Genomic DNA, 22,212 nt, shown 5'->3' with positions numbered 1-22,212 from the left:
TCCAGGGGCGATCACGCCTCCACGGTAGACGGCCCCGGACGTGAACACGCCTTCGCGACGGACGCGGGCACGGCTGGCCGGACCAGACGATGGAACGCATAGGCTTGCCGATTGTGGAAGAAGTCCTCCAGGTCCCCGACGCGCCCATCGTTCTGTCCTCGGCGTCGGTCTACCCGGAGAAGACGCCGGCCGCGTTCGACCTCGCCGCGCGCCTCGGGTACGACGGCATCGAGATCATGGTCACCGCCGATCCGGCGAGCCAGGACATCGACGTGCTGCGCAGACTGTCCGACTATCACCAGATTCCGATCACGTCGATCCACGCGCCCTGTCTCCTGCTGACCCAGCGGGTCTGGGGTCGTGAGCCCTGGGGCAAGCTGCTCCGCTCCAAGGACACCGCCGAGAAGCTCGGCGCCGAGGTCGTCGTGGTCCATCCCCCCTTCCGCTGGCAGCGGGAGTACGCCCGGGAGTTCGAGCAGGGGCTCGCCCGTATGCAGGAGGAGACCGACGTCGTCTTCGCGGTGGAGAACATGTTCCCCGTACGGGCGCGCGCGGCGGAGGTCGGGATGTACTCCCCGCACTGGAACCCCGTCGACATGGACTACCCCAACGTGACGATCGACCTGTCGCACGCCGCGGTGTCCGGCTCGGACCCGCTCACCATGGCGGACTCCCTCGGCGACCGGCTGGCGCACATCCATCTCGCCGACGGCATCGGCATCGTCAACCGCGACGAGCACCTGGTCCCCGGCCGGGGCAACCAGCCGTGCGCGGAGATGCTGGAGCGGCTGGCCGCGCAGGGCTACGGCGGCCAGATCGTCGTCGAGATCAACACCCGCCGCGCCACCGACCGTGAGCAGCGGGAGAGCGATCTCGCCGAGTCCCTCGCGTTCGCGCGCCTGCACCTCGCCGCGGCCGCTCCCGCTCCCGCCGGTCCCTGGCAGGTGGACTCCGAGGGCGAGGTCACGCCCTCGTGACCGCGCCGGCGGCCCCTCGGACCGGTGACGAGGGGCGCCGCGGATGACGACGCCGACGCGCCGGCCGGGACGCCGTCCCGGGCCGTCCTCGTCGCGGGACGACATCCTGGCGGCCGCGCGCGTGCTGTTCGGCGAGCGCGGCTACGACAAGGCCTCGATCCGGGCCATCGCCCGTGAGGCCGGGGTGGACCCGGCGCTGGTCCACCACTTCTTCGGCTCCAAGGAGGAGCTCTTCGCAGCGGCGATGGAGTTGCCGGTGGATCCCGCGGTGTTCCTCGGGCAGGTGATGGCCGGCCCGCGGTCGCAGATCGGTGAGCGGATGGCGCGGACGTTCCTGCGGATCTGGTCGGATCCGCGGCTGCGGCCGCAGTTCGTCGGCATCCTCCGGTCGGCGGCCACGACGGAGCAGGGCGCGGCGCTCCTGCGGGAGTTCGTCACGCGGGCGATTCTGGCCCGTGTCGCCGACGCCCTGGCCCTGCCGCCGCTGAACCTCGCGGCGGCCGCGGCCCAGATGATGGGCGTCGTGATGCTGAAGTACATCGTGCAGATCGAGCCGGTGGCGTCGGCGACCGAGGACGAGCTCGTCGCGCTGCTCGCACCGACCCTCCAGCGCTACCTCGAGGGCTGACCCGCCCCACCGCGTGAGACCGATCACGAGCCCGCGAGCGCGGCGCTGATCTGGGTGCGTACCGTCGTCAACAGCCGGCCGCCGTGGTCGTAGGCCCGGATGACCAGTGTTCTGTAGGGAGACAGGTCCCGTACTGGAACCGGCGTGTCGGTCCTCTTCCGCCACAGGAAGAACCCATGGGCGACGGCGGCGTCGGAGGTCCGCCCGTCGGGCAGGGTGAAGGTCACCCGGGTCACGTCGGGCCGGACCCGGCCCGCGAATTCCGCCTGGACGCCGTGCGGGGTCTTGTCGTCGCCCGTCATGTCGGAGCGGTGGAGGATGTCCTCCCTGCCGTCGTCCAGAGAGATCACCCTGGTGGCCGAGGACAGCGACGGCTGCCAGGCGTTCGCGGTCTGATGCGTCATCCGATCGGTGGCGGTCGGCCGGCCGCGGGTGTCGAGATCGCAGGTTCGGTGCGCGACGGTGCTGCCGAGGAGCACGGCCTGCCCGAGTGGGTCCCGGTAGGTGACCAGGACCCGGAAGTCGGCGATGCGGGTCCCGGGCCCTGTCATCTCTCCCGGATCGTCGGCGGCCGTGATGTCTGGGACGTCCGGATCAGTGGTCATGCAGGCGCGGACCACGGCGCGTTCCGCCGCGGTGTTCGACGGGAGTCGAAGGTGGTGGGTCGGAGAACCGGACGTCACCGGGCGCACCGCTTCCGGCTCGGCGCGGTCCCGGCCTCCGCCGGCGACGGCGATTGACGCGAGCGTGATCGCGGCGACACCGGCGGTGGTTCCCGCGGCGATCCGCCTGGTCCGCCGCCGTTCCGCGCCGCGTAGAGCGTGTCCGGCCAGCCGCTCGCCGGCCGGGTCGGCGTCGGTGACGCGGCCCGCCATCCGGTGCAGGGTCTCCTTGAGGACCTCGTCCTGTCTCGTGGTCATGTCAGCTCCTCGTCGATTCGGGGGCGGGGTCCTCGGCCAGCGCGGCGAAGTCGGGCACCAGTTCCCGCAGCCGGGCCAGCGCGCGGTGCGTCTGACTGCGCACGGTGCCGACCGAGCAGCCCATCACCTGCGCGACCTCCGCCTCCGGCAGGTCCTCGAAATACCGCAGGACGATCGCGGCCCTTCGCCGCGGCGGCAGGGCCAGCAGCGCATGCTCGAGGGCGAGCCGCAGGTCGACCTGCCCGCTCAGATCGGCGATGGAGCGGTCGGGCACGGCGTCGGTGACGGACTCCCGGCGCCATCGCGGGCTGCGCCAGCGGCCCACCTGCTCGTGGTACATCGCCTTGCGCACGTAAGCCTCGGGGCTGTCCCGCACGCTTCCCCACCGGGCCGCCGTCTTGGTCAGTGCGCTCTGCAGCAGGTCCTCGGCCGCGTGCCGGTCGCCGGTGAGCACGTACGCGAGCCGCAGCAGGCTCGGTGTTCGTGCCGTGACGAACTCGGTGAACTGCCGACGCGCCTCATGGTTCACGGGTCTCCTCTCGTCCTGTCATGTCGGTAGACGCGACGGGAGAGCGCCACTATGCCTCGCCGGGACATCCCGTCAGCGCGTGACGATCGTTCGGAGCACGCACGCAGAGTCCCGCGCTCCGTCGAAGCCCGTCATGGGGCCGGGATGCCTTGACACACCGAGGGCGCGGGCCTAATTTCAACGCATGATGAATTCTGTCGTGGAGGCCCGGGACCTCCGGGTCGCGCGCGGCGGGCGTACGGTCCTGCACGACCTGACCTTCGCGGTGCCGCGCGGTTCCGTCGTCGGCCTGCTCGGGCCGAGCGGCTGCGGCAAGACGACGCTCATGCGGGCCGTCGTCGGAGTCCAGATCGTCCAGAGCGGCACCGTCACCGTGCTCGGCCGCCCGGCCGGCCACCGCGCGCTGCGCCACCGCATCGGCTACGCCACCCAGAAACCGGCCGTCTACGCCGACCTGACCGTCCGGGAGAACCTCCGCTACTTCGCCTCCGTGCTCGGCGCCGCGAAGGGCGACGTCGACCGGGTCGTCGACGAGGTCGGCCTCGGCGGCGCCCGCGACCAGCTCGTCGCCTCCCTTTCCGGCGGCCAGCTGAACCGGGCGAGCCTCGCCGTCGCGCTGCTCGGCCGGCCGGAGCTGCTCGTCCTGGACGAGCCGACCGTCGGGCTGGACCCGGTGCTGCGCGGCGAGCTGTGGGAGCTGTTCCACGAGCTGGCGGCCCGGGGGACGACCCTGCTGGTCTCCAGCCACGTCATGGACGAGGCCGCCCGGTGCGAGCGGCTGCTCCTCATGCGGGACGGCCGGATCATCGCCGACGACACGCCCGGCGCGCTGCGCGAGCAGACGGGCACCGGCGACCTGGAGCAGGCGTTCCTGAAGATCATCGAGCGGAGAGAGGCGGTGGGGCGGCGATGAGCGTCGCCATCACGCTCGCGACGGCCCGGCGGATCCTGAGCCAGCTCCGGCACGACCACCGCACGCTCGCGCTGATCGTGGGCGTCCCCAGCCTGTTGATGATCCTGCTGCGGTACGTCATGGACCGGCCGGAGGCGTTCGACCGGTTCGGGCCGATGCTGCTCGGCGTGTTCCCGCTCGTCGTGATGTTCATCGTGACCAGCGTCGCCACGCTGCGGGAGCGGACGAGCGGCACCCTGGAGCGGCTCATGACGATGCCGCTCGGCAAGCTGGACCTGCTGCTGGGCTACGCGCTGGCGTTCGGCGTCACCGCGCTGGTCCAGGTGGCCGTGGTCGCCACGATCTCCCTGACGTGGCTCGGCCTGGACCTGCGGGGATCGGTGTGGACGCTCGTGGTCCTGACCCTGCTCGCCGCGCTGCTCGGCGTCGCACTGGGGCTGTTCACGAGCGCCTTCGCGCGTACGGAGTTCCAGGCGGTGCAGTTCATGCCGGCGTTCGTCCTGCCGCAGGTGCTGCTGGCCGGGCTGTTCGTGCCGCGCGACCAGATGTCCGCGGTGCTGCGGTGGATCGCCGACGTCCTGCCGCTGTCGTACCTCGTCGAGGCGATGCGGCAGCTGACCGATCACCCCGCCCTGACCGGCACCCTCTGGCGCGACATCGCCGTCATCGCCGGCTGCACCGTCCTCGCCCTGCTGCTGGGCGCCGCCACCCTCCGCCGCCGTACGCCCTGACCACCCGGGCCGGATCCCCCTGTCCTCGGTCAATCCGCGGGAGATCCACCGTGACCAGGGCCGTCACGGCTGGCATAGCCTGATGGGCGATCGGGACAGTGTGGTCCCTTGGGGAGAGGGGGAAGCTTGCTCCGTCAGGCTCTCTTGGCCGCCTCACACAGCAGCGGCGTACGCCGGGTCGTCGAGACCGCGCCGTACAGCAGAAGCGTCGTTCGCAGGTTCGTCGCGGGGGAGGCCGCCGCCGACGTCCTGGCCACCACCGACCGGCTCATCTCCGATGGCCTGCTGGTCACCATCGACCATCTCGGCGAGGACACCGTCGAGGCCGTCCAGGCCAAGGCGATCACCACCGAGTACGAACGGCTCCTGGAGCGACTCGCCGAGGCCGGGTACGGCCCCCGCGCCGAGGTGTCGGTCAAGCTGACCGCGCTCGGCCAGCTGCTCGACGACGGTGAGCGCACGGCGCTGGAGAACGCCCGGCGCGTCTGCGCCGCCGCCCGCCAGGCGAACACCACCGTGACCCTCGACATGGAGGACCACACCAGGGTCGACTCGACCCTGCGCATCCTGAAGGAGCTGCGGCAGGACTTCCCCGAGACCGGGGCGGTCATCCAGGCGTACCTCCGCCGCGCCGAGGAGTACTGCGCCGATCTCGCCTACGAGGGATCGCGGGTACGCCTGTGCAAGGGCGCCTACAACGCCCCGGACTCGGTAGCGTTCACCGGCAAGGACGCCGTGGACAAGTCGTACGTGCGGTGCATGCGGGTGCTGATGGCCGGACGCGGCTACCCGATGCTGGCCACGCACGACCCGCGGCTGATCGAGATCGCCGGTGCGCTCGCGATCCTCAACGAGCGTTCCCCGGACGGCTTCGAGTACCAGATGCTGTACGGCATCCGCCCGAACGAGCAGCGGCGCCTGACCGAGCTCGGCGGGCAGGTGCGCGTCTACGTCCCCTACGGCCGGGAGTGGTACGGCTACCTCATGCGGCGGCTGGCCGAGCGCCCGGCCAACGTCGGCTTCTTCCTGAGGTCCCTGGCCTCCAGGTCCTGAGACGGGTAAGGACGAACCGCCCCGGCCAGGGTGGGATAACGCGCACACGGGAGGTGCGGGCCGGGGCGGTTCGCCGTACCCGGGGCCCGAAAGCCCCGGGGCCCCCTTAGTACTTGTCCGATAGACCGGTTTCGGTTCCCGGTCGGCCGCTCACGGCGGCCGACCGGGGACGGCCGGGGGATGGGCGGGCGCTCACGGCGGCCGCCCGAGGGGACGGTCAGCCGCCGGTGTAGGCGCGGATGATCGTCTGGTCGATCCTGCCGCCGGCGTCGTCGGTGGCCTGGACGCGCAGGGACACGGCCTGGTCCTTCGCCGCCGTGGGCAGCTTGGCGGTGTACCTCCCGCCGCTTCCGCTCACGGTGGCGGCCTGCCAGGTCGTGCCGTCGTCGAGGGAGGTCCACAGCTTCAGGCCGGTGACCTTCGCGGCGGCCGCTCCCCTGACGCGGGCGACGGTGAAGGTCGCGGTGTCGCCGCTCGGGTGGTTCAGCACGTCCAGCGGCAGCGCGTAGTCCACCGTCAGCAGCGGCACCCGCTCCTCACCCGGCTTCGAGCGGAACGTCCACGTCGTCGAGGTCTTCGTCGACACCGGGATCCACTTCGACACGTCCAGGTCGTAGACGAGCCGGTAGGTGCCCGCCCTGGCGGGCACGCTGAAGTCGCCGTAGGGACGTGTGGTGGTCCCGGCGAGCCTCCCGTCCGCGTACAGCCGCATCGTGCGCGACGTGGAGTTCTCCCAGACGGGGTCGCCGAGCAGGCAGTCGAAGCCGTCCGGCAGATCCTGCAGGTCGACCATCTGGACGTGGATGTTCCCCCGGGCCCGGGTCGTCGGCGCCGGTTGGCAGCCGCTCGCCGACGGATCCGTCGCCGAGTACGGGCCCGGCCGGAGCGGCTGGCGGAACCAGTCGTTCGTGTAGGTCCGCCCGGCCTCGTAGCGCCGGATCGGCACCTCCGTAACCCAGCCGTATTCGCCGAGGTCATTGCGGAACGCCTCGTCACTCCACTGGACGCCGGTCTCGCCGGACACGTAGTCGGTCCGCGTCGAACCCGCGGGAACGTCGCTGGACGCCTCGTTGACCAGGAAGCCGCCCGGAGAGACGCCGTACCGCTTCTCGGTGTCCGGGTGGGAGGTGTCGCCGGCCAGGGCGTCGAAGCGCTCGTCGATCCGCGCGAGGTCCTGGGGGACGGCCGTGTAGGCCACCGTTGCGGGAACCCCGGAGCCGAGGTCGTGCAGGATGTCGTAGACCGTCTTCCCGCCGTCGGTCAGCCGGCCGAAGGCGTACGCGTGGAACGTGCCGGTCCGCGCGGGATCGATCGGCGTGCTGTACACGGCGGGGGAGCCTTCGAACGCCAGCACGCCGGTGCCCCAGACCGCGTTCCCGACGCCGCGTTCGGCCATGAGGCCCTGGACGGCCTCCGGGTCGGCCGTCGCGCCGGGCGCCGACAGCCGTACGGGCCGGGCGCGGGAGCCGTCGAGCGTCACGGTGGTGTCGGTTTCCACGGTGACGTCGGGGTCTCCGACGAACGCGGATCGCGCCGCGCCCTCGGTGGTGTCGTCCACGCTGCCGAACAGGGAGTAGTGGCCGGCCGGTACGGTGACGCGCGCGACGCCGTCGGCGGAGATCTCCGCCGAGTCGTCGTACAGGTTCGGGTCGTCGTTGTTCACGATCCCGATGTAGCCGCCGAGCGCACCATCGGGAGTGCCCGGGATCGCGGTGGCCTTCAGCGTCAGGGTGTGGGTCTCCGGCTCGGCGGTCGCGCCGACCGGGACGCGGAGGGCGACGCCGTCCGCCGTCGCGGTGACCGCGCCGCTGTAGTGACCCGCCGCCGTCAGCCGGCCGGGGTCGAGCGTCAGCGTGACGGACGCCGATCCACCGGCCGGGACGCTGACCGTCGCGGGCAGGCTCAGCGCGCCGACGCTCTCACCCCGCGGGGTGGCGAGGTGGCCGGCGAGTTTCAGCGTGACGGCGGCCGGTCCGGTGTTCGTCCAGCTCAGCTGCTGGGTGAGGGCTCCGGTCGACCCGTGCGGGATCGATCCGAAGGAGACGCCCGGGCGGTCGCCGACGACGGTCGCCCCGACCGCCGCGCCGACGTCCAGCCGGCCCGCGCCCGTCTCGTACACCGTTCCCGAGGCCTCGTGCGCCGTGGTCACCAGCGCGGCCTTCAGCTGCGCCGGCGTCCAGGACGGGTGCGTCTGCAGCAGGTCGGCCGCCGCCCCGGCGACGTGCGGGGTGGCCATGGAGGTGCCGCTCGCCGAGGTGTACCGCGCGTCGACGACGTTCCCCATCGCCGTGCCCGCGGCGCGGGCCGCGACGATGTCCACACCCGGAGCGGAGATCTCCGGCTTCATCAGCGCGCCCCCGCGGCTGGAGAAGTCGGCGACCTTGTCGTTCCCGTCGACGGCGCCGACGGTGAGCGCCGACGGGGCGACGCCGGGCGACTCGATGCTGTCGGGGAGCCCGTCGTTCCCGGCCGCGACGACGAACAGGGTCTCGTCCTGGGCCGTGAGCTCCTCGACGGCCTTGGCGGTCGGGTCGTTCGCCGGGTCGTCGGTCCAGCCGCCCAGGCTCATGCTGACGATCCTGGCCTTGGGGGCGGCCCACTCCATGCCGGCGATGACGTCGGAGTCCCGGCCGCCGCCGTCGTCACCGAGCACCTTGCCGATGAGGAGGTCGGCCTCGGGGGCGACACCCTTGCGTTCGCCGTGGGCCGCGGCGCCGGTCCCGGCGATCGTCGCCGCGACGTGGGTGCCGTGCCCGAACCGGTCGACGGTGTCGGCGCTGTCGCTGAAGTTCTGCTGCTCGGCGATCCGCCCCTGAAGGTCCGGGTGAGTGGCGTCGACGCCGGTGTCGAGAACGGCGACCTTGACGCCCTTCCCGGTCGCGCCGGCCTTCCAGGCGGCAGGGGCGCCGATCTGGTCGAGGTTGTGGTCGAGCGCCTGCGCGTGGACCTTGCGGTCGAGCCAGATGTGCTGGACGTCCCCGGCCAGCGCGCTGCGGGCCAGCGCGGGTCCCTTCGCCCTCGGCTGGCGGACCGCGGTGGCGCCGATGCTGCGGAGGCTCCGGCCGCCGGCCGCGAGCGCCTTCACCCCGCCGCCGCTCTTGACGATGAGCGGCAGGCCGGTGCTCGCGGCGTCGTCGTCACCGTCGTTGATCAGCGTGGTGACGTCGAAGAGCGCCGGATCGTAGACTTTCCCGATCTTGGAGACGACGTCCTGGGGGACCACCCGGACGGTCCCGTCCGGCCGGATGTCCTTGACGAAGGGGATGTTCCTCCGGCCCGCTCCAGGTTGCACCGAGACGAGGGGCGGGCGGTTCGCGACGGTCTGCACCCGGACGACGTCCCCGGTGAGCAGGGTCACCGTCCAGAACCTGCCGGAGGAGAGCTCGGCCGTCGCGGGCTTCCCCGTCGCGGGCCGGGCCGTCTTCCGTGGCCGAGGGGCGGTCGCGGCGTGCGCGGTGGCGGGAATCCCGGCGGCCACGACTCCGGCGAGTGTGATCACCACACTCGCTCTGGGTCTTCTCATGCGGACTCTCGATCCTCATGGACAACAGCGGTCACAAGGAATTCACCGAAGAGGCCGAGATCTTTCCCGTCCGGGAGGATCTCTCCGGCGGCCGCAGGTCAGGGAGCGGCCCGGGCGGGCGGCTCGGTACGCTTCGGGGAGACGGGAGGCTGGAGACGATGATCGCGATTCTCGGTGCCGGCAAGATGGGCGAGGCGCTGCTGTCCGGAGTGCTGCGGGCCGGGCGCAAGCCGGCCGAGCTGCTGGTCACGACGCGGCGCGAGGAGCGCGGGGCCCTGCTGCGGGAGCGGTACGGCGTCCAGGTCGTCACCAACGCCGAGGCCGCCGCGACGGCGGACACCCTCGTCCTCGCCGTCAAGCCCCAGGACATGGGCACGCTGCTGGGAGAGCTGCGGGATCACGTCCCGGCGGGTCGCCTGGTCATCTCGATGGCCGCCGGCATCCCCACCGCGTTCGTCGAGGAGCGCCTGCCCGAGGGCGTCGCGGTCGTCCGCGTCATGTCGAACACCCCCGTCCACGTCGACGAGGCGATGAGCGTCATCTCCGCCGGCACGCACGCCGGAGAGGAGCACCTGAAGCTGACCGAGGAGCTGTTGAGCCCGGTCGGCAAGGTGCTGCGCATCCCCGAGTCGCTGCAGGACGCCGCGACCGCCCTGTCCGGCAGCGGCCCCGCGTACTTCTACTACCTCGTTGAGGCGATGGTCGACGCGGGCATCCTGCTCGGCATGCCGCGCGCGGCCGCGCTCGAGATGGTGATCCAGTCGGCGGTGGGGGCGGCGATCATGCTGCGTGACTCCGGCGACCACCCGGTCATGCTGCGCGAGGCGGTGACCTCGCCCGCCGGGACGACGATCTCGGCCATCCGCGAGCTGGAGCGCCACGGCGTACGCGCCGCCGTGATCGAGGCCATCGAGGCCGCCCGCGACCGCGGCCGCGAACTCGGCGCCGGCTGACCGCCGCACCGGCCGGCCGATCCCGCCGTGACATCGCGCGCGACCGCCGTAGGCAGCACGACGGGATCGATGCGCCGGCCTCAGGCGGTGACGACCGAGGGGCGCTCGACCAGCGGTGGGTGATAGCCGCCCAGAATCGAGCCCAGCGCGTAGTCGCCGGTCAGCAACGCGGCGCCTTCGAGGGTCGCGTCGTCGCCGAGCTCGGTGACGGTGACCGCGGTCTCCTGGCCGAGGTCGCGCAGCGCCGCGCCCACACCCGGCAGTAGCTGCGGATTCTTCCCGACCCCGCCCCCGAGCACGACGAGACCGGGATCGAGGATCGCGGCGACGGCGGCGACGAGACGCCCGACCTCACCGGCGTGGTCGGCGACCTGGGCCTGAGCGGCGGCGTCACCGGCGGCGGCCGCCTCGAACAGCTGCTGGGCGGTCTCGGGCGGGGGAACGACACCCGCCCGCCGGGCCCGGTCGAGCAGGGCGTCCGAGCCGAGGTGGCGTTCCAGCGCCTCGCGTTTCGGATGAACGCCGGGAGCCCAGGGGAACGGCAGGAAGGACACTTCTCCTCCCGCGCCGGTCGCGCCGCGCAGGAGCCGGCCGCCCATCACGATGCCCAGGCCGATCCGCACGCCGATCTGCAGGTACGCGAAGTCACCGGTGTCGCGGGCGGCGCCCTGGTGGGATTCCGCGAGCGCGGCGCAGTTGACGTTGTTCTCGAAGATGACCGGGACGCCGTCCGGCAGGCGCATGGCGGTGACGAGGTCGCGGGCCAGCCGTTCGATCGGTCGCGCGGTCCGGTCGGCGGGGGACAGGTCGAGGCCGGGCGGGATGATCCTGCCGACGGCGACCGCGACGGCGCGCAACGGGCCGTACGCGGCCAGGCCCTCCGTGATCGCGCGGACGATGTCCCCGGCGTGCGCGGCGACGTCCTGGGCCCGGCCTCGGCGCACGGCGTGCCGCTCGCGTTTGAGGTCGTCACCCGCCAGGGACCGTGCCAGGACGTCGACGTGGGTGGTGCCGAGATCCACGCCCAGCACCCAGCCGAGTCCCGGGCCGGGGCCGTAGACGGTCGCGGCGCGGCCGAGCGCACCCTGCGTGGTGCCGACCCGGGCGACGAACTCGCGGCGTTCGAGCTCGGCGAGGGCGGTGCCGACGGTCGGATGCGAGAGGCCGACGTCCGCCGTGAGCTGCGGCCGGGTGACCTGTCCGCGATCGACCACCTTGGCCAGCACCGCTTTGGCGGTATCGGGTAGCGGGGCCTCCGCACGCGTCGGCATCACCGAACATTCTCCCCTCTCGGTCCTCATCCCGGAACACTCTTGACCGTACTTATTTAAGTAGATTACTTTTACAAACCCTCGCAGGTCACAGCTATGAGCAAGGAGTTTGACGTGGTCGATCGGCAGCACGCCACCCAAGAGCGCATCCCGTACCTCGAGGCCTTCGCCGCCCAGCCCCGCCAGCTCGACAAGGCGGCCGTGTTCGTCGCCGACCGGCTCGCCGCCGGGTCGTTCGACGTGTGGCGGGCACCGCAGAGCGTGCTGCTCGCCGGGATCGGCGCCAGCCACGCGGCCCTCGCCGCCCCGGTCCACGCGCTGCGCGCCCGAGGCGTCGTCGCTCAGCGGACGTCGTGCGGGGAGCTCCCGGCACACCGGAAGACGCAGCCCGCCCGTCTGGCCGACCTCTACGTCGGCGTCTCCCAGAGCGGCCGGAGCCGGGAGACGGTCCAGACCCTGCTCGACGTCGAACGGGAGGCGCGCGCCGGGGTCGCCAACTACGCGGACTCGCCGCTCGGCGACGTCTGCGACGCCCTCCTGTCATTCGGCGACCTACCCGACAGCGGGGTCTCCACCATCGGCTTCACCGGCACCCTCCTGGCGCTCGGCATGGCCGTGGAGCGCTGGACCGAAGGGGCCGTCGGAGCCGGCTGGTCCGGCCTCGGCGACCAGGTCGAGGCCGTCATGGAGGAGGCGGAGCCGGTCGTCGACGCGTTCGCCGAACAGGTCGTGGGCGTCCGCGCGGTCGACGTCGTGGGCGGAGGGCCTTCGGCGACCGCCGCGGAGGAGGGCGCCCTGCTGCTGCGGGAAGGAGTGCGCTATCCCGCCATGGGCATGGAGACCCGCTCCTACCTGCACGGGCCGATGGACAGCGCCGGTGACACCGCGCACGTCGTGCTCGGCCGGGAACGCGAGAGACTGCTGATCGACCAGCTCGCCGAGCGGACGGACAACCTCCTGTTCATCACCGACCGGGACGTTTCCACGTCTGCCGGCCGGGTGATCCGGCTGCCCGAGGTGAGCGCGTGCCGGCGGGCCATTCTGGAAATCGTCGTCCTCCAGCTGCTGCTGCGGTCGACGGCCCGGCTCCTGTCGGCCGACATCGACGCGTCGGTGTTCCGGCGGCTCGACACGAAGATCGACGCAGTGCGCGAGCTGTCCGCATGACCGACGTGGTGGCGGGCTTCGACGTCGGAGCCACCAAGACGCGGCTGCGCGCCGAGACGCCGGCCGGGGAGGCGGTCGTCGACCTGACCTGGCCGAGCGGGGACTGGCGCCGGTACTCCTATCCGGTCCGGGCCAAGCGGCTGGCGGACCTGCTCGAGGAGGCGCTCGGCGCCGGATCCACCCTCGTCGCGCTGGCCGTCGGCGCTCACGGGTGCGACAGCGCCGAGCAGTGCGCCCGCTTCCAGGAGGTGCTCGCCCCGCTCGTCGACGTCCCGTGCACGGTGGTCAACGACGCCGAGCTGATCGTCCCGGCGAGCGGCCGGCCGACCGGAATCGGCCTCATCGCCGGCACCGGGTCCATCGCGGTCGGCCGGACCTCCGACGGTGAGACCCTCTACGCGGGCGGCTGGGGCTGGTTCCTCGGCGACGACGGCGGCGGCGCCGGCCTCGTACGCGAGGCGGCCCGCGCGGTGCTGCGGGCCCGCGACCGCGGGCAGGATGACGACCCGCTCATCGGCCACCTGCTGCAGGCGCTGCAACTGCCCGACACCGCGGGCATCTCGACGCGCCTCACCACCGGGACGCCGGAATGGTGGGCCGGATGCGCGCCCGTCGTGTTCGCCGCCCACCGCGACGGGTCCGCCGCGGCCCGCCACGTCATCGAGTCGGCGGGACGGGAACTCGCCGAACTGGTCCGCACCCTCGCCGATCGAGGGGCGTCCGCCAACCGCGTCGTGGCGGCCGGCGGCGTGATCGTCCACCAGCCGCCGCTCCTGGCGGCGTTCACCGCGGCGCTCGGCGACCTCGTTCCCGGGTGCCGCGTCGAGGTCCTGACCGAACCCCCCGTCAATGGAGCGGTCCGGCTGGCCCGCTCCCTGGCGACCGCCTGACACGACAGCAGGGAGACAGTGAGATGAAGACCACGGCCAGATGGCAGCGCGCCGTCCTGCCCCCGGCGGCCCTGATGGTGCTGCTGGGGGCATGCGGGAACGGACCCGCGGCGGACGGCGGATCGGCGAAGGCGGCCGCGCTCGGGCCGATGCAGGGCATCCCCACACCCGCCAAGGACGCGAAGCTGGCCGCGCTCGTGCCCCCGGCGATCCGGAACAAGGGCGAGATCACCGTCGGTACCGACGCGACCCTCGCCCCGAAGGAGTTCGTCGCCGAGGACGGCAAGACCATCCAGGGCCTCGACATCGACATGGTCTACGCGGTCGCCGGGGTGCTCGGCCTGAAGGTACGGCTGCAGAACCTCAACTTCCAGAGCCTCATCCCCGCCGTGACCAACGGCAAGTTCGACATGGGGCACTCCTCCGCCGCACCGACCCCCGAACGGGAGAAGGTCCTCGACTTCGTCACGACGGACTACTCCGGCGAGTCACTGCTCGTGCGGAAGGAGGACGCCAAGACCATCACCGGCCTCGACGACCTGTGCGGCAAGACCGTCGCCGTCGTCCAGGGGTCGCTCGAACTGACCGACGCGCAGGACCAGAGCAAGAAGTGCACCCAGGCCGGCAAGCCCGCCGTGACGACCCAGGCCTTCCCGGACCAGTCGTCGGCCAACCAGTCGCTGGCCAGCAGCCGTACGCAGGTGCTGTTCGCCGACTACCCCGTCACCGCCTACCAGGCCCAGCAGTCCCACGGCACGCTCGTCACCGTCGGGCCGATCATCCGCGCCGGCCTCGAGGCGATGTTCATGAAGAAGGGCTCCGGCCTCGACAAGTCCCTCGTGGGCGCGATGAACAAGCTCATCGCCGACGGGACCTACTCCAAGATCCTCGCCAAGTGGGGTCAGCAGAAGTCCGCCCTCACCAAGTCCGTCGTCAACCCGCCGACCGAGAAGGGGTGACCCGATGAGCCTCACCGAGCAGGCGCGGGAGGTCGACGCCCCCGCCCCCGGCGACGAGATCCACGCCCGGCGCCGGCGGCAGCCCGCGAGCTGGGTCGGGGCCGCGGTCGTGGCCGTCCTCGCCGCGATGCTGGTCCACACCCTGATCCGCAACCCGCGCTACCAGTGGTCCGTGGTCGGCGACTACTTCACCTCCCGGCAGATCCTCTCCGGCCTGCTCCAGACCCTGGAACTGACGGTCCTCGCGATGCTCATCGGCGTGGTGCTCGGCACCGTGCTGGCGATCATGCGGCAGTCGCGCAACCCCATCCTCTCCGGAACCGCGTGGGGCTACATCTGGTTCTTTCGTGGCACTCCCCTGCTCGTACAGGTCATCTTCTGGTACAACCTCGCGTCGCTGTACCCGCGGCTCTCCGTCGGCATCCCGTTCGGGCCCGCGTTCGCCACCGCCGACGCCAACCACCTCGTCTCGCGGCTCACCGCGGCGCTCCTCGGGCTCGGCCTCAACCAGGCCGCCTACACCGCCGAGATCGTGCGCGCCGGCATCCTGTCGGTGCCGCGCGGCCAGATCGAGGCCGCCGCGTCGCTCGGCATGACCCCGATGACCCGGATGCGGCGCATCGTCCTGCCCCAGGCGATGCGGATCATCATCCCGCCGATCGGCAACGAGACGATCGGCATGCTCAAGACCACCTCGCTCGTCAGCGTCCTGGCCATGCCCGAGCTCCTCTACAGCGCCCAGCTCATCTACTCCCGGACGTACCAGACGATGCCCCTGCTCATCGTCGCCAGCATCTGGTACCTCATCGTCACCACCGTCCTCACGCTGATCCAGACCCGGATCGAGAAGCACTTCGGCCGCGGCACCGGACGGCGTCCGGACCAGGGCGCCGTACGCCGCTTCGGGAGGCGTGCGTTCACGTTCCACGGCGCGCCGCGCGTCACCGAGGGAGGTCCGACCCGATGACGACCGAGCCACTGGTCCGCGCCGAGCGGGTGTGGAAGCGCTTCGGCGACCACCACGTCCTGCGCGGCATCGACCTGGACGTACGGCCGGGGGAGGTCGTCTGTCTCCTCGGGCCGTCCGGGTCCGGCAAGACGACGTTCCTGCGCTGCATCAACCACCTGGAGAAGATCGACGCGGGCCGGCTGTACGTCTCCGGTGAGCTGATGGGATACCGCCGCCGCAACGGCCGCGTCGAGGAGCTGCCGGAGCGGGACGTGGCCCGCCAGCGCGCCGGCGTCGGCATGGTGTTCCAGCAGTTCAACCTCTTCTCCCACATGACGGCCTTGCAGAACGTCACCGAGGCCCCGGTCCGGGTCCAGCGGCGGGCCCGCCCGGACGCGGAGAAACAGGCGCGCGAGCTGCTGGCCCGCGTCGGGCTGGCGGACAAGGCCGGGCACTATCCCGCCGAACTGTCCGGAGGCCAGCAGCAGCGGGTCGCGATCGCACGGGCCATGGCGATGCGTCCCCGCCTGCTCCTGTTCGACGAGCCGACCAGCGCGCTGGACCCGGAACTCGTCGGCGAGGTCCTCGACGTGATGCGCGACCTCGCGCGAGACGGCATGACGATGGTCGTCGTCACGCACGAGATGGGCTTCGCGCGCGAGGTGGCCGACCGGGTCGTGTTCATGGACCAGGGCGTCATCGTGGAGAGCGGAGCGCCGGCGGAGGTCTTCGACGAGCCCCGGAGCCCTCGTACCCGCGCCTTCCTGGCGAACGTTCGCTGACCCGCGCCGTTTTCTCGGCCTGACGTTTGAACCGGAACGGCCCCGCGAACGGTGATGCGGGTATGGGCCTGATACTTCGCCTGCTCGTCGTCGCGGGGCTCGCGGTCGACGCGTACGTTCACTTCCACCTGGCCGGGGACACGGGATCGTCGGGCGGCGGCCTCACCGAGGGGACGCTGTTCTGGATCCAGGGGGTGCTGGCCGCGCTCGTCGCCGTGCTGGTGCTCATCCGCGCGACCCGGCTCACGTACGGGATCGCGTTCCTGGTCGCGGCCGGCGCGCTCGGCGCCGTCCTGCTCTACCGGTACGTCGACGTCGGGTCGCTCGGCCCGCTGCCGAACATGTACGAGCCGGTGTGGTACGCCGAGAAGGTCGTCACCACCGTCGCCGAGGCCGTGTCCACGGTGGCGGCCGCCCTGGGTGTATGGCTCACGCGAACGGGAGCGGGCGGCCGGCGCCGGGAATCCTCGTCGGTGACGCGACGAGAAGCCTCGGCATAGGGCGCCGGGAACACCCACCGCGCACGGGCCGCCGGGCACTCAGCGGGTGACGCGGCGGCCGCGGGCGATCTCGGCGGTCTCGATCTCGCGCCGGGCGCGCAGCAGCAGCCCGACCCACGACCGGTAGGGCCGCCAGGCCTCGGCGATCGCCGCGAGGCGTGCCGGGCTGGGGCCGTGCAGGCCGTACTCGTGGGCCATCTCGTCGTGCAGCCGTCGCTCGGAGGCGGGGAAGACGTCGGGGTGCCCCGCGCCCCGGATGAGGATCAGCTCCGCGGAGAACAGCCCGATGCCGGGGATCCGCTGCAGCTCGACGAGCGCCTGCGCGGTCTCCATCGCCCGCAGCCGACCGGCGTCCAGGTCGCCGTTCAGGGCGGCGCGGGCGATGCCGTGCAGGCGATCGATCTTGACCGGCGGCAGCCCCGGCACGTCGGTGACGGCCAGCAGCCGCTCCGGGCCGGGGAAACTCGCCACCCCGCCGACGGCGTCGCCGAGACGCTCGGCCATGCGCTGCTTGATGCCGGCGGCCTGGGCGATCCGGATGCGATGCCCGATCACGGACCAGCAGGCCGCCTCGTACGGCGAGTGGAACAGCACCGGCCGCAGCCCCGGGAACCGCTCCCGGAGCCGTACGACGTGCGGGTCGTCGAGCGCGGCGAAACCGGTGCCGTCGACGTCCAGCGACAGGATCCGCCGGGCGTGCTCGGCGGCCGTCGCCACGTCGTCGGGATGCGCCTCGATCTCGGCGCGGACCGCGCTGCCCTCCTGCCGGAGCCGGACGCCCACGGGACGCCAGGACGGCGCGGCGGGGAAGGCGAGCGCGAGGGCGCCCCGGTGCCGCCCGGCGTCCGGCCGGCCCGCCGGCGTGAATCCCTCCAGGAACCGGATGCTCGCCGCCAGGTCGAACGGCCCCCGCACGGCGAGCGCGACAGTTTCTGCCATGACGCGATGGTCACACCCGGGTACGACGTTTCCGGGTTACACTGATCGGCATGCGAGGATCGCTCCACAGCAGTAGCTGGTGGGCCGCCTGACGGCGGCCGACCTCCCTCGCGTACCCATTCGACGGCCGCCGCCTCGGCGGCCGTTTCTCGTGACGCCGGTGCGGTGGCCCTGTCCACAAGGAGTCACCGTGGCCCGCGTCCTCAGCCTCTTCACTCCGTCCGGCCGTCCGACCCTCGGCAACCTGCTCGGCGCGTTGCGGCCGTCCGCGCAGCGCCTGACCGCCGACGCCGCCCGCACGGACCACGTGTACGGGATCGCCGACCTGCACGCCCTCACGAGCCCGCACGATCCCGCGCTGCTGAACGACCGGGCGCTGGAGCTCGCCGGGCTCGCGGTCGCGGCCGGCATCGACCCGGAACGCTGCGTGTTCTTCCGGCAGAGCGCGGTCGCCGCGCACACCGAGCTGTCGTACCTGCTGGAGAGCACCGCGCACTACGGCGAGATGCAGCGGATGATCCAGTTCAAGGAGAAGTCGGCGCGCCATGAGGTCGTGCGCCTGTCGCTGCTCACCTACCCGGCCTTGATGGCCGCCGACATCCTGCTCTACCAGGCGACCGACGTCCCGGTCGGCGCGGACCAGTCCCAGCACCTCGAACTCGCCCGTGACCTGGCCGACCGGTTCAACCGTGCGTACGGTCCGGTGTTCACGCCGCCCCGCGCGGTCCTGCCGGCGACCGCGGCGCGGGTCATGGACCTGGCCGACCCGTCGCGGAAGATGAGCAAGTCGGTGGACTCCCCGGGAACGATCCACCTGCTCGACCCCGTCGACGTCGTACGCCGCAAGGTCATGCGGGCGGTCACCGACTCCGGCTCGGAGGTGACGTACGACCCGGCGGCCAAGCCGGGCGTGTCCAACCTGCTGGCCATCCTGTCCGCGTGCACGGACACGCCGGTCGAGGCGCTGTCGTACTCCTCGTACGGCGCGCTGAAGCGGGACACCGCCGACGCGGTGATCGCGCTGCTCGAACCGCTGCAGCAGCGGTACGCCGCCATCGCGGCCGACCGGGCCGGCCTGGAGGCGGTCCTGCGCACCGGCGCCGAGCAGGCCCGCGCCCTGGCCGCGCCGACGCTCGCCGCCGCGAAGCGCGCGATCGGACTGACGGCCGCCTGAAGGACGTCCGTCTTACGGCCCGTCGCCCGCTGCCCGCCGCCTGAAGGACGTCCGCCTTAACGCTCCCCGCCCGCCGCCCGCCGCCCGCGGCGGGCGTCAGGCGGCTTCGGGGACCGAGCCGTGGTCGGCGTCGCGGCGGATGAAGCGGGCGGCCTCCCGCATCGCCTCGCCGGCCTCCGGGATCAGGCCGTTGAACATCTGGAACACGTGCATCTGGCCGGGCCAGACCTGCAGCTCGTAGTCGGCCCCGGCCTCGGCCAGCACCTCGGCGAACCGTTCGGCCTCGTCCCGCAGCACCTCGATCCCGCCGACCTGGATCAGGAACGGTGGCAGGTCGGCGCTCGCGCAGCTGAGGATGGACAGTCGTGGATCGTTCCAATCCCCGGTCCCCACGTACAGCCGGCCGAACCGCGTCGCGACGGCCGGGACGATGAAGGGGTCCCGCCGCAGCATCGCCGAGGTCGTCGCCAGTTCGCCGGTCAGGTCGATCCACGGGGAGAAGAGCACGACCTTGCCGGGCGTCGGCAGGTCCGTACGGCACGCCTCGCCGGTCAGGGCGGCGGCGAGGTGCCCGCCGGACGAGTCGCCCACGAGGGTGATCCGCTCGGCCGGTATGCCACGCGCCAGCAGCAGACGGTACGCGTCCAGGGCGTCCTCGAACGCCGCCGGGAACGGGTGTTCGGGCGCCTGCCGGTAGCGCGGCGCGAGCACCGGCATGCCCGTCTCCATGGCCAGCCGGGTGGTGATCACGCGGTGGGTGCGCGGCGAGCAGATCGCGTACGCCCCGCCGTGCAGGTAGAGGACCGCGCCGCGGCTCGCGTCACCGCCCGGCGGCCGCAGCCACTCGCCGCGGACGGGGCGCCGTATCCGCGGCTCGTCGACGCACGGGTCGCTGAACGGTTCGACGAGGACGCGGGGATCGGCGCGCAGGCAGTGCGACCCCGCGCCCAGAAGGGTGCGCCACAGCCGGATCCCGGCCGGGCCGCCCTTGACGCGGCCGGAGAAGGGACGGATCCCCAGCCGGATGGCCGCGGCCAGCGCACGGCTCTGGGAGCTGGGGATCCGCTCGTACGGCGGACGTTCGGCCTCTGCGACGTGCGTCATGGCAACCGCCTCCTGCGCCAGGAGTCACCTGGTTAGTTAGATGCCCCACATGTCCTGTTCCTCACGTCACAAACGTGTAGAGTCAACCGCGAGATGTCTGACATCTGACACCTGAGGGAGGACGGGCGTGTCGCTGCAGCCGGTGCGGCGGGAGTCCGCCGTCGAGGCCGTGCTCGACCAGATGCACGCCCAGGTCGCGTCCGGCGCCTGGGCGGTCGGTGACCGCATCCCCGGCGAGCACGAGCTCAGCGCGCGGTTGCACGTCAGCCGGCCCGCCGTGCGGGAGGCGATCCGCGCCCTGAGCCACGTCGGCGTGCTCGAGGTCCGGCGCGGCGACGGCACCTACGTGCGCAGCGCCGCCGACCCCCGGCCGCTGCTCCGGCGGGTCGAGCGGGCGTCGCTGCGGGACGTGTTCGAGGTGCAGCTCGCCTACGACGTGCAGGCGGCCAAGCTCGCCGCGCTGCGCCGTACGCCCGAGGACCTGCGGCGCCTCGAAGGGCTCCTGCGGAACCGCGACGCGGCCGAGGACCCCGCCGACTTCGGCGAGGCGGACTCCGGGTTCCACCTGGCCGTCGCCGAGACCGCGCGGAACCCGCTGCTGACCGAGGCGTTCCGGTTCTTCCGGCACCGCCTGCGCGAGTCGCTGAGCGCCGTCCGCGAGGACCGCGACCTGCCCGAGGGCGGCCCCGAGCGCCACCACGCCGTGCTGGCGGCGATCGCCGCCGGCGACGCCGAGGCGGCCGGCCGCGCGGCGGCCCTCGTCGTCGCGCCGACCCTTCGCGCGCTGGAGGATGTGCTGTGAGGCGCTACGCCGGAATCGCGCTGATCGTTCTTGTCGCGCTCAACCTGCGCCCCGCCATCGTCGCGGTCGGCCCGCTGCTCAGCCAGATACAGGACGACCTGCACCTGTCGGGCGCGGCGGCCGGCGCGCTGACCACGCTCCCGCTGGTCTTCTTCGGCTCTTTCGGGCTGGTGCTGCCGCTCCTGCGGCGCTCGCCGCGCGGCGAGCGCCTCCTCGTCGCCAGCATGCTCGTGCTCGTCGTCGCGCTGCTGGTCCGCGTGCTGCCCTCCCCGGTCGCGCTGTTCGGCGGGGCGCTCCTCGCCGGGATCGCGATCAGTGTCGGCAACATCGCCGTCCCGTCGATCATCAAGCGGGACCACCCGCAAGCGATCATGGCGGTCACGGCCGTGTACACGATCGCCGTGACCGTCGGCGCGGCGGTCTCCTCCAGCGTCGCCGTGCCGGTCGAGCACGCCGCCGGGTCGTCCTGGCGGCTTCCCCTCGCGCTGCTGGCGATCCCCGCGGCCATCGCCGCGCTGGCCTGGCTGCCGCGCGCCCGCAGGGCGGCGGCGGGAGTGGCGGCCGCCGCGGGCTCGCGGCAGGTCTGGAGGTCCGGGCTGGCCTGGCAGGTCACCGCGTTCATGGGGATCCAGTCCCTGCTGGCCTACGTCGTCTCCGGCTGGCTGCCGACCCTGTGCCAGGACCGGGGGCTGAGCGAGACGGCGGCCGGCTACGCCCTCGGCGTCACCAGCCTCCTGCAGGCCGTCGGCGCGCTGGCCGTCCCGGTGATCGAGCGCCGGCTGCGCGACCAGCGGCCCCTCGTCGTCCTGGTCGGCGTGCTCTGCCTGATCGGCTTCGCCGGCACCGCCTGGGCCCCGATCGGCTCCGTCTGGCTGTGGATCATCGTGCTCGGGCTCGGGCAGGGCGTCGGGTTCGCCACCGCCCTGTCGTTCATCGGCCTGCGCTCCGCCGACGCGCACGTGGCGGCGCAGCTGTCGGGGATGGCGCAGGGCGTGGGCTACGTGATCGCCGCGCTGGGGCCCCTCGCCGTCGGCGCGGTGCACGACGCCACCCACGGGTGGAGCGTTCCGACGGTCATCCTGCTGGCCGTGTCGGTGATCCTCGTGCTGCCCGGCCTCGGCGCCGGCCGTACCCGCACGATCGGCGCCGAACCCGAGCCCGCCCTCGTCGGCCGCTCCTGAGCCTCGCCGTCCTCCGCACGGGGACGGCCCGCGGCTTCCCGCCGTGGCGCGTCAGACGCGGGTGGGGCGGCGGACGAGCTCGCCGCCGCACACGGAGCAGACGTGGGACAGCCAGCGGGTGCAGGCCCCGCAGAAGGAGTCCTCGTAACTGCAGATGTAGGCGAGGCCGTTCTGGTCCAGGGGGGCGTCGCAGCGTTCGCACGCGCCGCGCATCTCGAGCGCCATGGCCGTGCAGCGTACAGGTACGGTGACCCGTGGGAGCTTTGG

22 protein-coding genes are annotated in these 22,212 nt (G+C 72.6%); 15 read left to right on the top strand and 7 right to left on the bottom strand.

Features of this window, described 5'->3' with window-relative positions; all coding sequences use genetic code 11:
• Window positions 1-89: 89 nt before the first annotated feature.
• The gene (locus NDW01_RS06785) at window positions 90-977 is read left to right on the top strand and encodes a sugar phosphate isomerase/epimerase family protein (RefSeq protein ID WP_406567694.1); all 888 of its coding nucleotides are present in this window, start codon (window positions 90-92) and stop codon (window positions 975-977) included.
• Between the two features lie 43 nt (window positions 978-1,020).
• Window positions 1,021-1,605 carry a TetR/AcrR family transcriptional regulator gene (locus tag NDW01_RS06780; RefSeq protein WP_252817744.1) on the top strand — a complete coding sequence of 195 codons (585 nt, stop codon included), beginning with the start codon at window positions 1,021-1,023 and terminating at the stop codon, window positions 1,603-1,605.
• A gap of 23 nt (window positions 1,606-1,628) precedes the next feature.
• On the opposite strand, the gene NDW01_RS06775 is transcribed toward NDW01_RS06780, so the two are convergent.
• On the bottom strand, window positions 1,629-2,525 hold the full coding sequence (locus tag NDW01_RS06775) for a hypothetical protein (protein ID WP_252817743.1): 897 nt from the start codon (window positions 2,523-2,525) through the stop codon (window positions 1,629-1,631).
• A gap of 1 nt (window position 2,526) precedes the next feature.
• Entirely contained in the window at window positions 2,527-3,054 is a 528-nt protein-coding gene (locus NDW01_RS06770) for a SigE family RNA polymerase sigma factor (protein WP_252817741.1), read from the bottom strand.
• Between the two features lie 184 nt (window positions 3,055-3,238).
• Between NDW01_RS06770 and NDW01_RS06765 the strand changes: the two genes are divergently transcribed.
• From NDW01_RS06765 to NDW01_RS06755, 3 genes are all read left to right on the top strand, one after another.
• Window positions 3,239-3,967, top strand: a complete 729-nt coding sequence (locus NDW01_RS06765) for an ABC transporter ATP-binding protein (protein ID WP_252817739.1) — start codon at window positions 3,239-3,241, stop codon at window positions 3,965-3,967.
• On the top strand, window positions 3,964-4,698 hold the full coding sequence (locus NDW01_RS06760; protein WP_252817737.1) for an ABC transporter permease: 735 nt from the start codon (window positions 3,964-3,966) through the stop codon (window positions 4,696-4,698). Before NDW01_RS06765 ends, NDW01_RS06760 begins: the two co-directional genes overlap by 4 nt.
• 126 nt (window positions 4,699-4,824) lie before the next feature.
• Window positions 4,825-5,751, top strand: coding sequence for a proline dehydrogenase family protein (locus NDW01_RS06755; RefSeq protein ID WP_252817735.1), 927 nt, complete (start codon window positions 4,825-4,827; stop codon window positions 5,749-5,751).
• A 217-nt stretch (window positions 5,752-5,968) separates the two neighbouring features.
• On the opposite strand, the gene NDW01_RS06750 is transcribed toward NDW01_RS06755, so the two are convergent.
• Window positions 5,969-9,274 carry a S8 family peptidase gene (locus NDW01_RS06750; protein WP_252817732.1) on the bottom strand — a complete coding sequence of 1,102 codons (3,306 nt, stop codon included), beginning with the start codon at window positions 9,272-9,274 and terminating at the stop codon, window positions 5,969-5,971.
• Window positions 9,275-9,432: 158 nt separating this feature from the next.
• Between NDW01_RS06750 and proC the strand changes: the two genes are divergently transcribed.
• Window positions 9,433-10,227: a pyrroline-5-carboxylate reductase gene (gene proC, locus NDW01_RS06745; RefSeq protein WP_252780971.1), complete on the top strand. Its 795-nt coding sequence runs from the start codon at window positions 9,433-9,435 to the stop codon at window positions 10,225-10,227.
• A gap of 80 nt (window positions 10,228-10,307) precedes the next feature.
• Here proC and NDW01_RS06740 read toward each other — a convergent pair whose 3' ends face one another.
• Window positions 10,308-11,498: an ROK family protein gene (locus NDW01_RS06740; protein ID WP_252817729.1), complete on the bottom strand. Its 1,191-nt coding sequence runs from the start codon at window positions 11,496-11,498 to the stop codon at window positions 10,308-10,310.
• Between the two features lie 114 nt (window positions 11,499-11,612).
• Between NDW01_RS06740 and NDW01_RS06735 the strand changes: the two genes are divergently transcribed.
• From NDW01_RS06735 to NDW01_RS06710, 6 genes are all read left to right on the top strand, one after another.
• On the top strand, window positions 11,613-12,665 hold the full coding sequence (locus NDW01_RS06735) for an SIS domain-containing protein (RefSeq protein WP_252817727.1): 1,053 nt from the start codon (window positions 11,613-11,615) through the stop codon (window positions 12,663-12,665).
• Window positions 12,662-13,555, top strand: coding sequence for an N-acetylglucosamine kinase (locus NDW01_RS06730; RefSeq protein WP_252817725.1), 894 nt, complete (start codon window positions 12,662-12,664; stop codon window positions 13,553-13,555). Before NDW01_RS06735 ends, NDW01_RS06730 begins: the two co-directional genes overlap by 4 nt.
• Window positions 13,556-13,578: 23 nt before the next feature.
• Entirely contained in the window at window positions 13,579-14,514 is a 936-nt protein-coding gene (locus NDW01_RS06725) for an ABC transporter substrate-binding protein (protein WP_252817723.1), read from the top strand.
• A 4-nt stretch (window positions 14,515-14,518) separates the two neighbouring features.
• Complete coding sequence (locus tag NDW01_RS06720) at window positions 14,519-15,481, top strand: amino acid ABC transporter permease (protein WP_252779393.1); 963 nt, start codon at window positions 14,519-14,521, stop codon at window positions 15,479-15,481.
• Window positions 15,478-16,245 carry an amino acid ABC transporter ATP-binding protein gene (locus tag NDW01_RS06715; protein ID WP_252817719.1) on the top strand — a complete coding sequence of 256 codons (768 nt, stop codon included), beginning with the start codon at window positions 15,478-15,480 and terminating at the stop codon, window positions 16,243-16,245. The genes NDW01_RS06720 and NDW01_RS06715 overlap by 4 nt, the downstream gene beginning before the upstream one ends.
• Window positions 16,246-16,307: 62 nt before the next feature.
• Window positions 16,308-16,745 carry a hypothetical protein gene (locus tag NDW01_RS06710; RefSeq protein WP_252817717.1) on the top strand — a complete coding sequence of 146 codons (438 nt, stop codon included), beginning with the start codon at window positions 16,308-16,310 and terminating at the stop codon, window positions 16,743-16,745.
• 39 nt (window positions 16,746-16,784) lie between these two features.
• On the opposite strand, the gene NDW01_RS06705 is transcribed toward NDW01_RS06710, so the two are convergent.
• Window positions 16,785-17,684 carry a DNA-3-methyladenine glycosylase family protein gene (locus tag NDW01_RS06705; protein WP_252817715.1) on the bottom strand — a complete coding sequence of 300 codons (900 nt, stop codon included), beginning with the start codon at window positions 17,682-17,684 and terminating at the stop codon, window positions 16,785-16,787.
• Between the two features lie 190 nt (window positions 17,685-17,874).
• Between NDW01_RS06705 and trpS the strand changes: the two genes are divergently transcribed.
• On the top strand, window positions 17,875-18,858 hold the full coding sequence (gene trpS, locus NDW01_RS06700; RefSeq protein ID WP_252817713.1) for a tryptophan--tRNA ligase: 984 nt from the start codon (window positions 17,875-17,877) through the stop codon (window positions 18,856-18,858).
• Window positions 18,859-18,954: 96 nt separating this feature from the next.
• On the opposite strand, the gene NDW01_RS06695 is transcribed toward trpS, so the two are convergent.
• On the bottom strand, window positions 18,955-19,962 hold the full coding sequence (locus NDW01_RS06695) for an alpha/beta hydrolase (protein WP_252817711.1): 1,008 nt from the start codon (window positions 19,960-19,962) through the stop codon (window positions 18,955-18,957).
• 127 nt (window positions 19,963-20,089) lie between these two features.
• On the opposite strand from NDW01_RS06695, the gene NDW01_RS06690 reads away from it, so the two are divergent.
• A complete protein-coding gene (locus NDW01_RS06690; RefSeq protein WP_252817709.1) occupies window positions 20,090-20,764 on the top strand; it encodes a FadR/GntR family transcriptional regulator in 675 nt (224 codons plus the stop codon).
• The gene (locus NDW01_RS06685) at window positions 20,761-21,945 is read left to right on the top strand and encodes a CynX/NimT family MFS transporter (protein WP_252817706.1); all 1,185 of its coding nucleotides are present in this window, start codon (window positions 20,761-20,763) and stop codon (window positions 21,943-21,945) included. Before NDW01_RS06690 ends, NDW01_RS06685 begins: the two co-directional genes overlap by 4 nt.
• A gap of 51 nt (window positions 21,946-21,996) precedes the next feature.
• Here the strand turns inward: NDW01_RS06685 and NDW01_RS06680 are convergent, their stop codons facing one another.
• The gene (locus NDW01_RS06680) at window positions 21,997-22,170 is read right to left on the bottom strand and encodes a DUF1272 domain-containing protein (RefSeq protein ID WP_252779401.1); all 174 of its coding nucleotides are present in this window, start codon (window positions 22,168-22,170) and stop codon (window positions 21,997-21,999) included.
• Window positions 22,171-22,212 lie beyond the last annotated feature (42 nt).

This window comes from Actinoallomurus soli (assembly GCF_024055715.1).
Taxonomy (GTDB): domain Bacteria; phylum Actinomycetota; class Actinomycetes; order Streptosporangiales; family Streptosporangiaceae; genus Actinoallomurus; species Actinoallomurus soli.
Note: the sequence above shows the minus strand (reverse complement) of the source record. Positions and strands in the feature narration are given on the sequence as shown.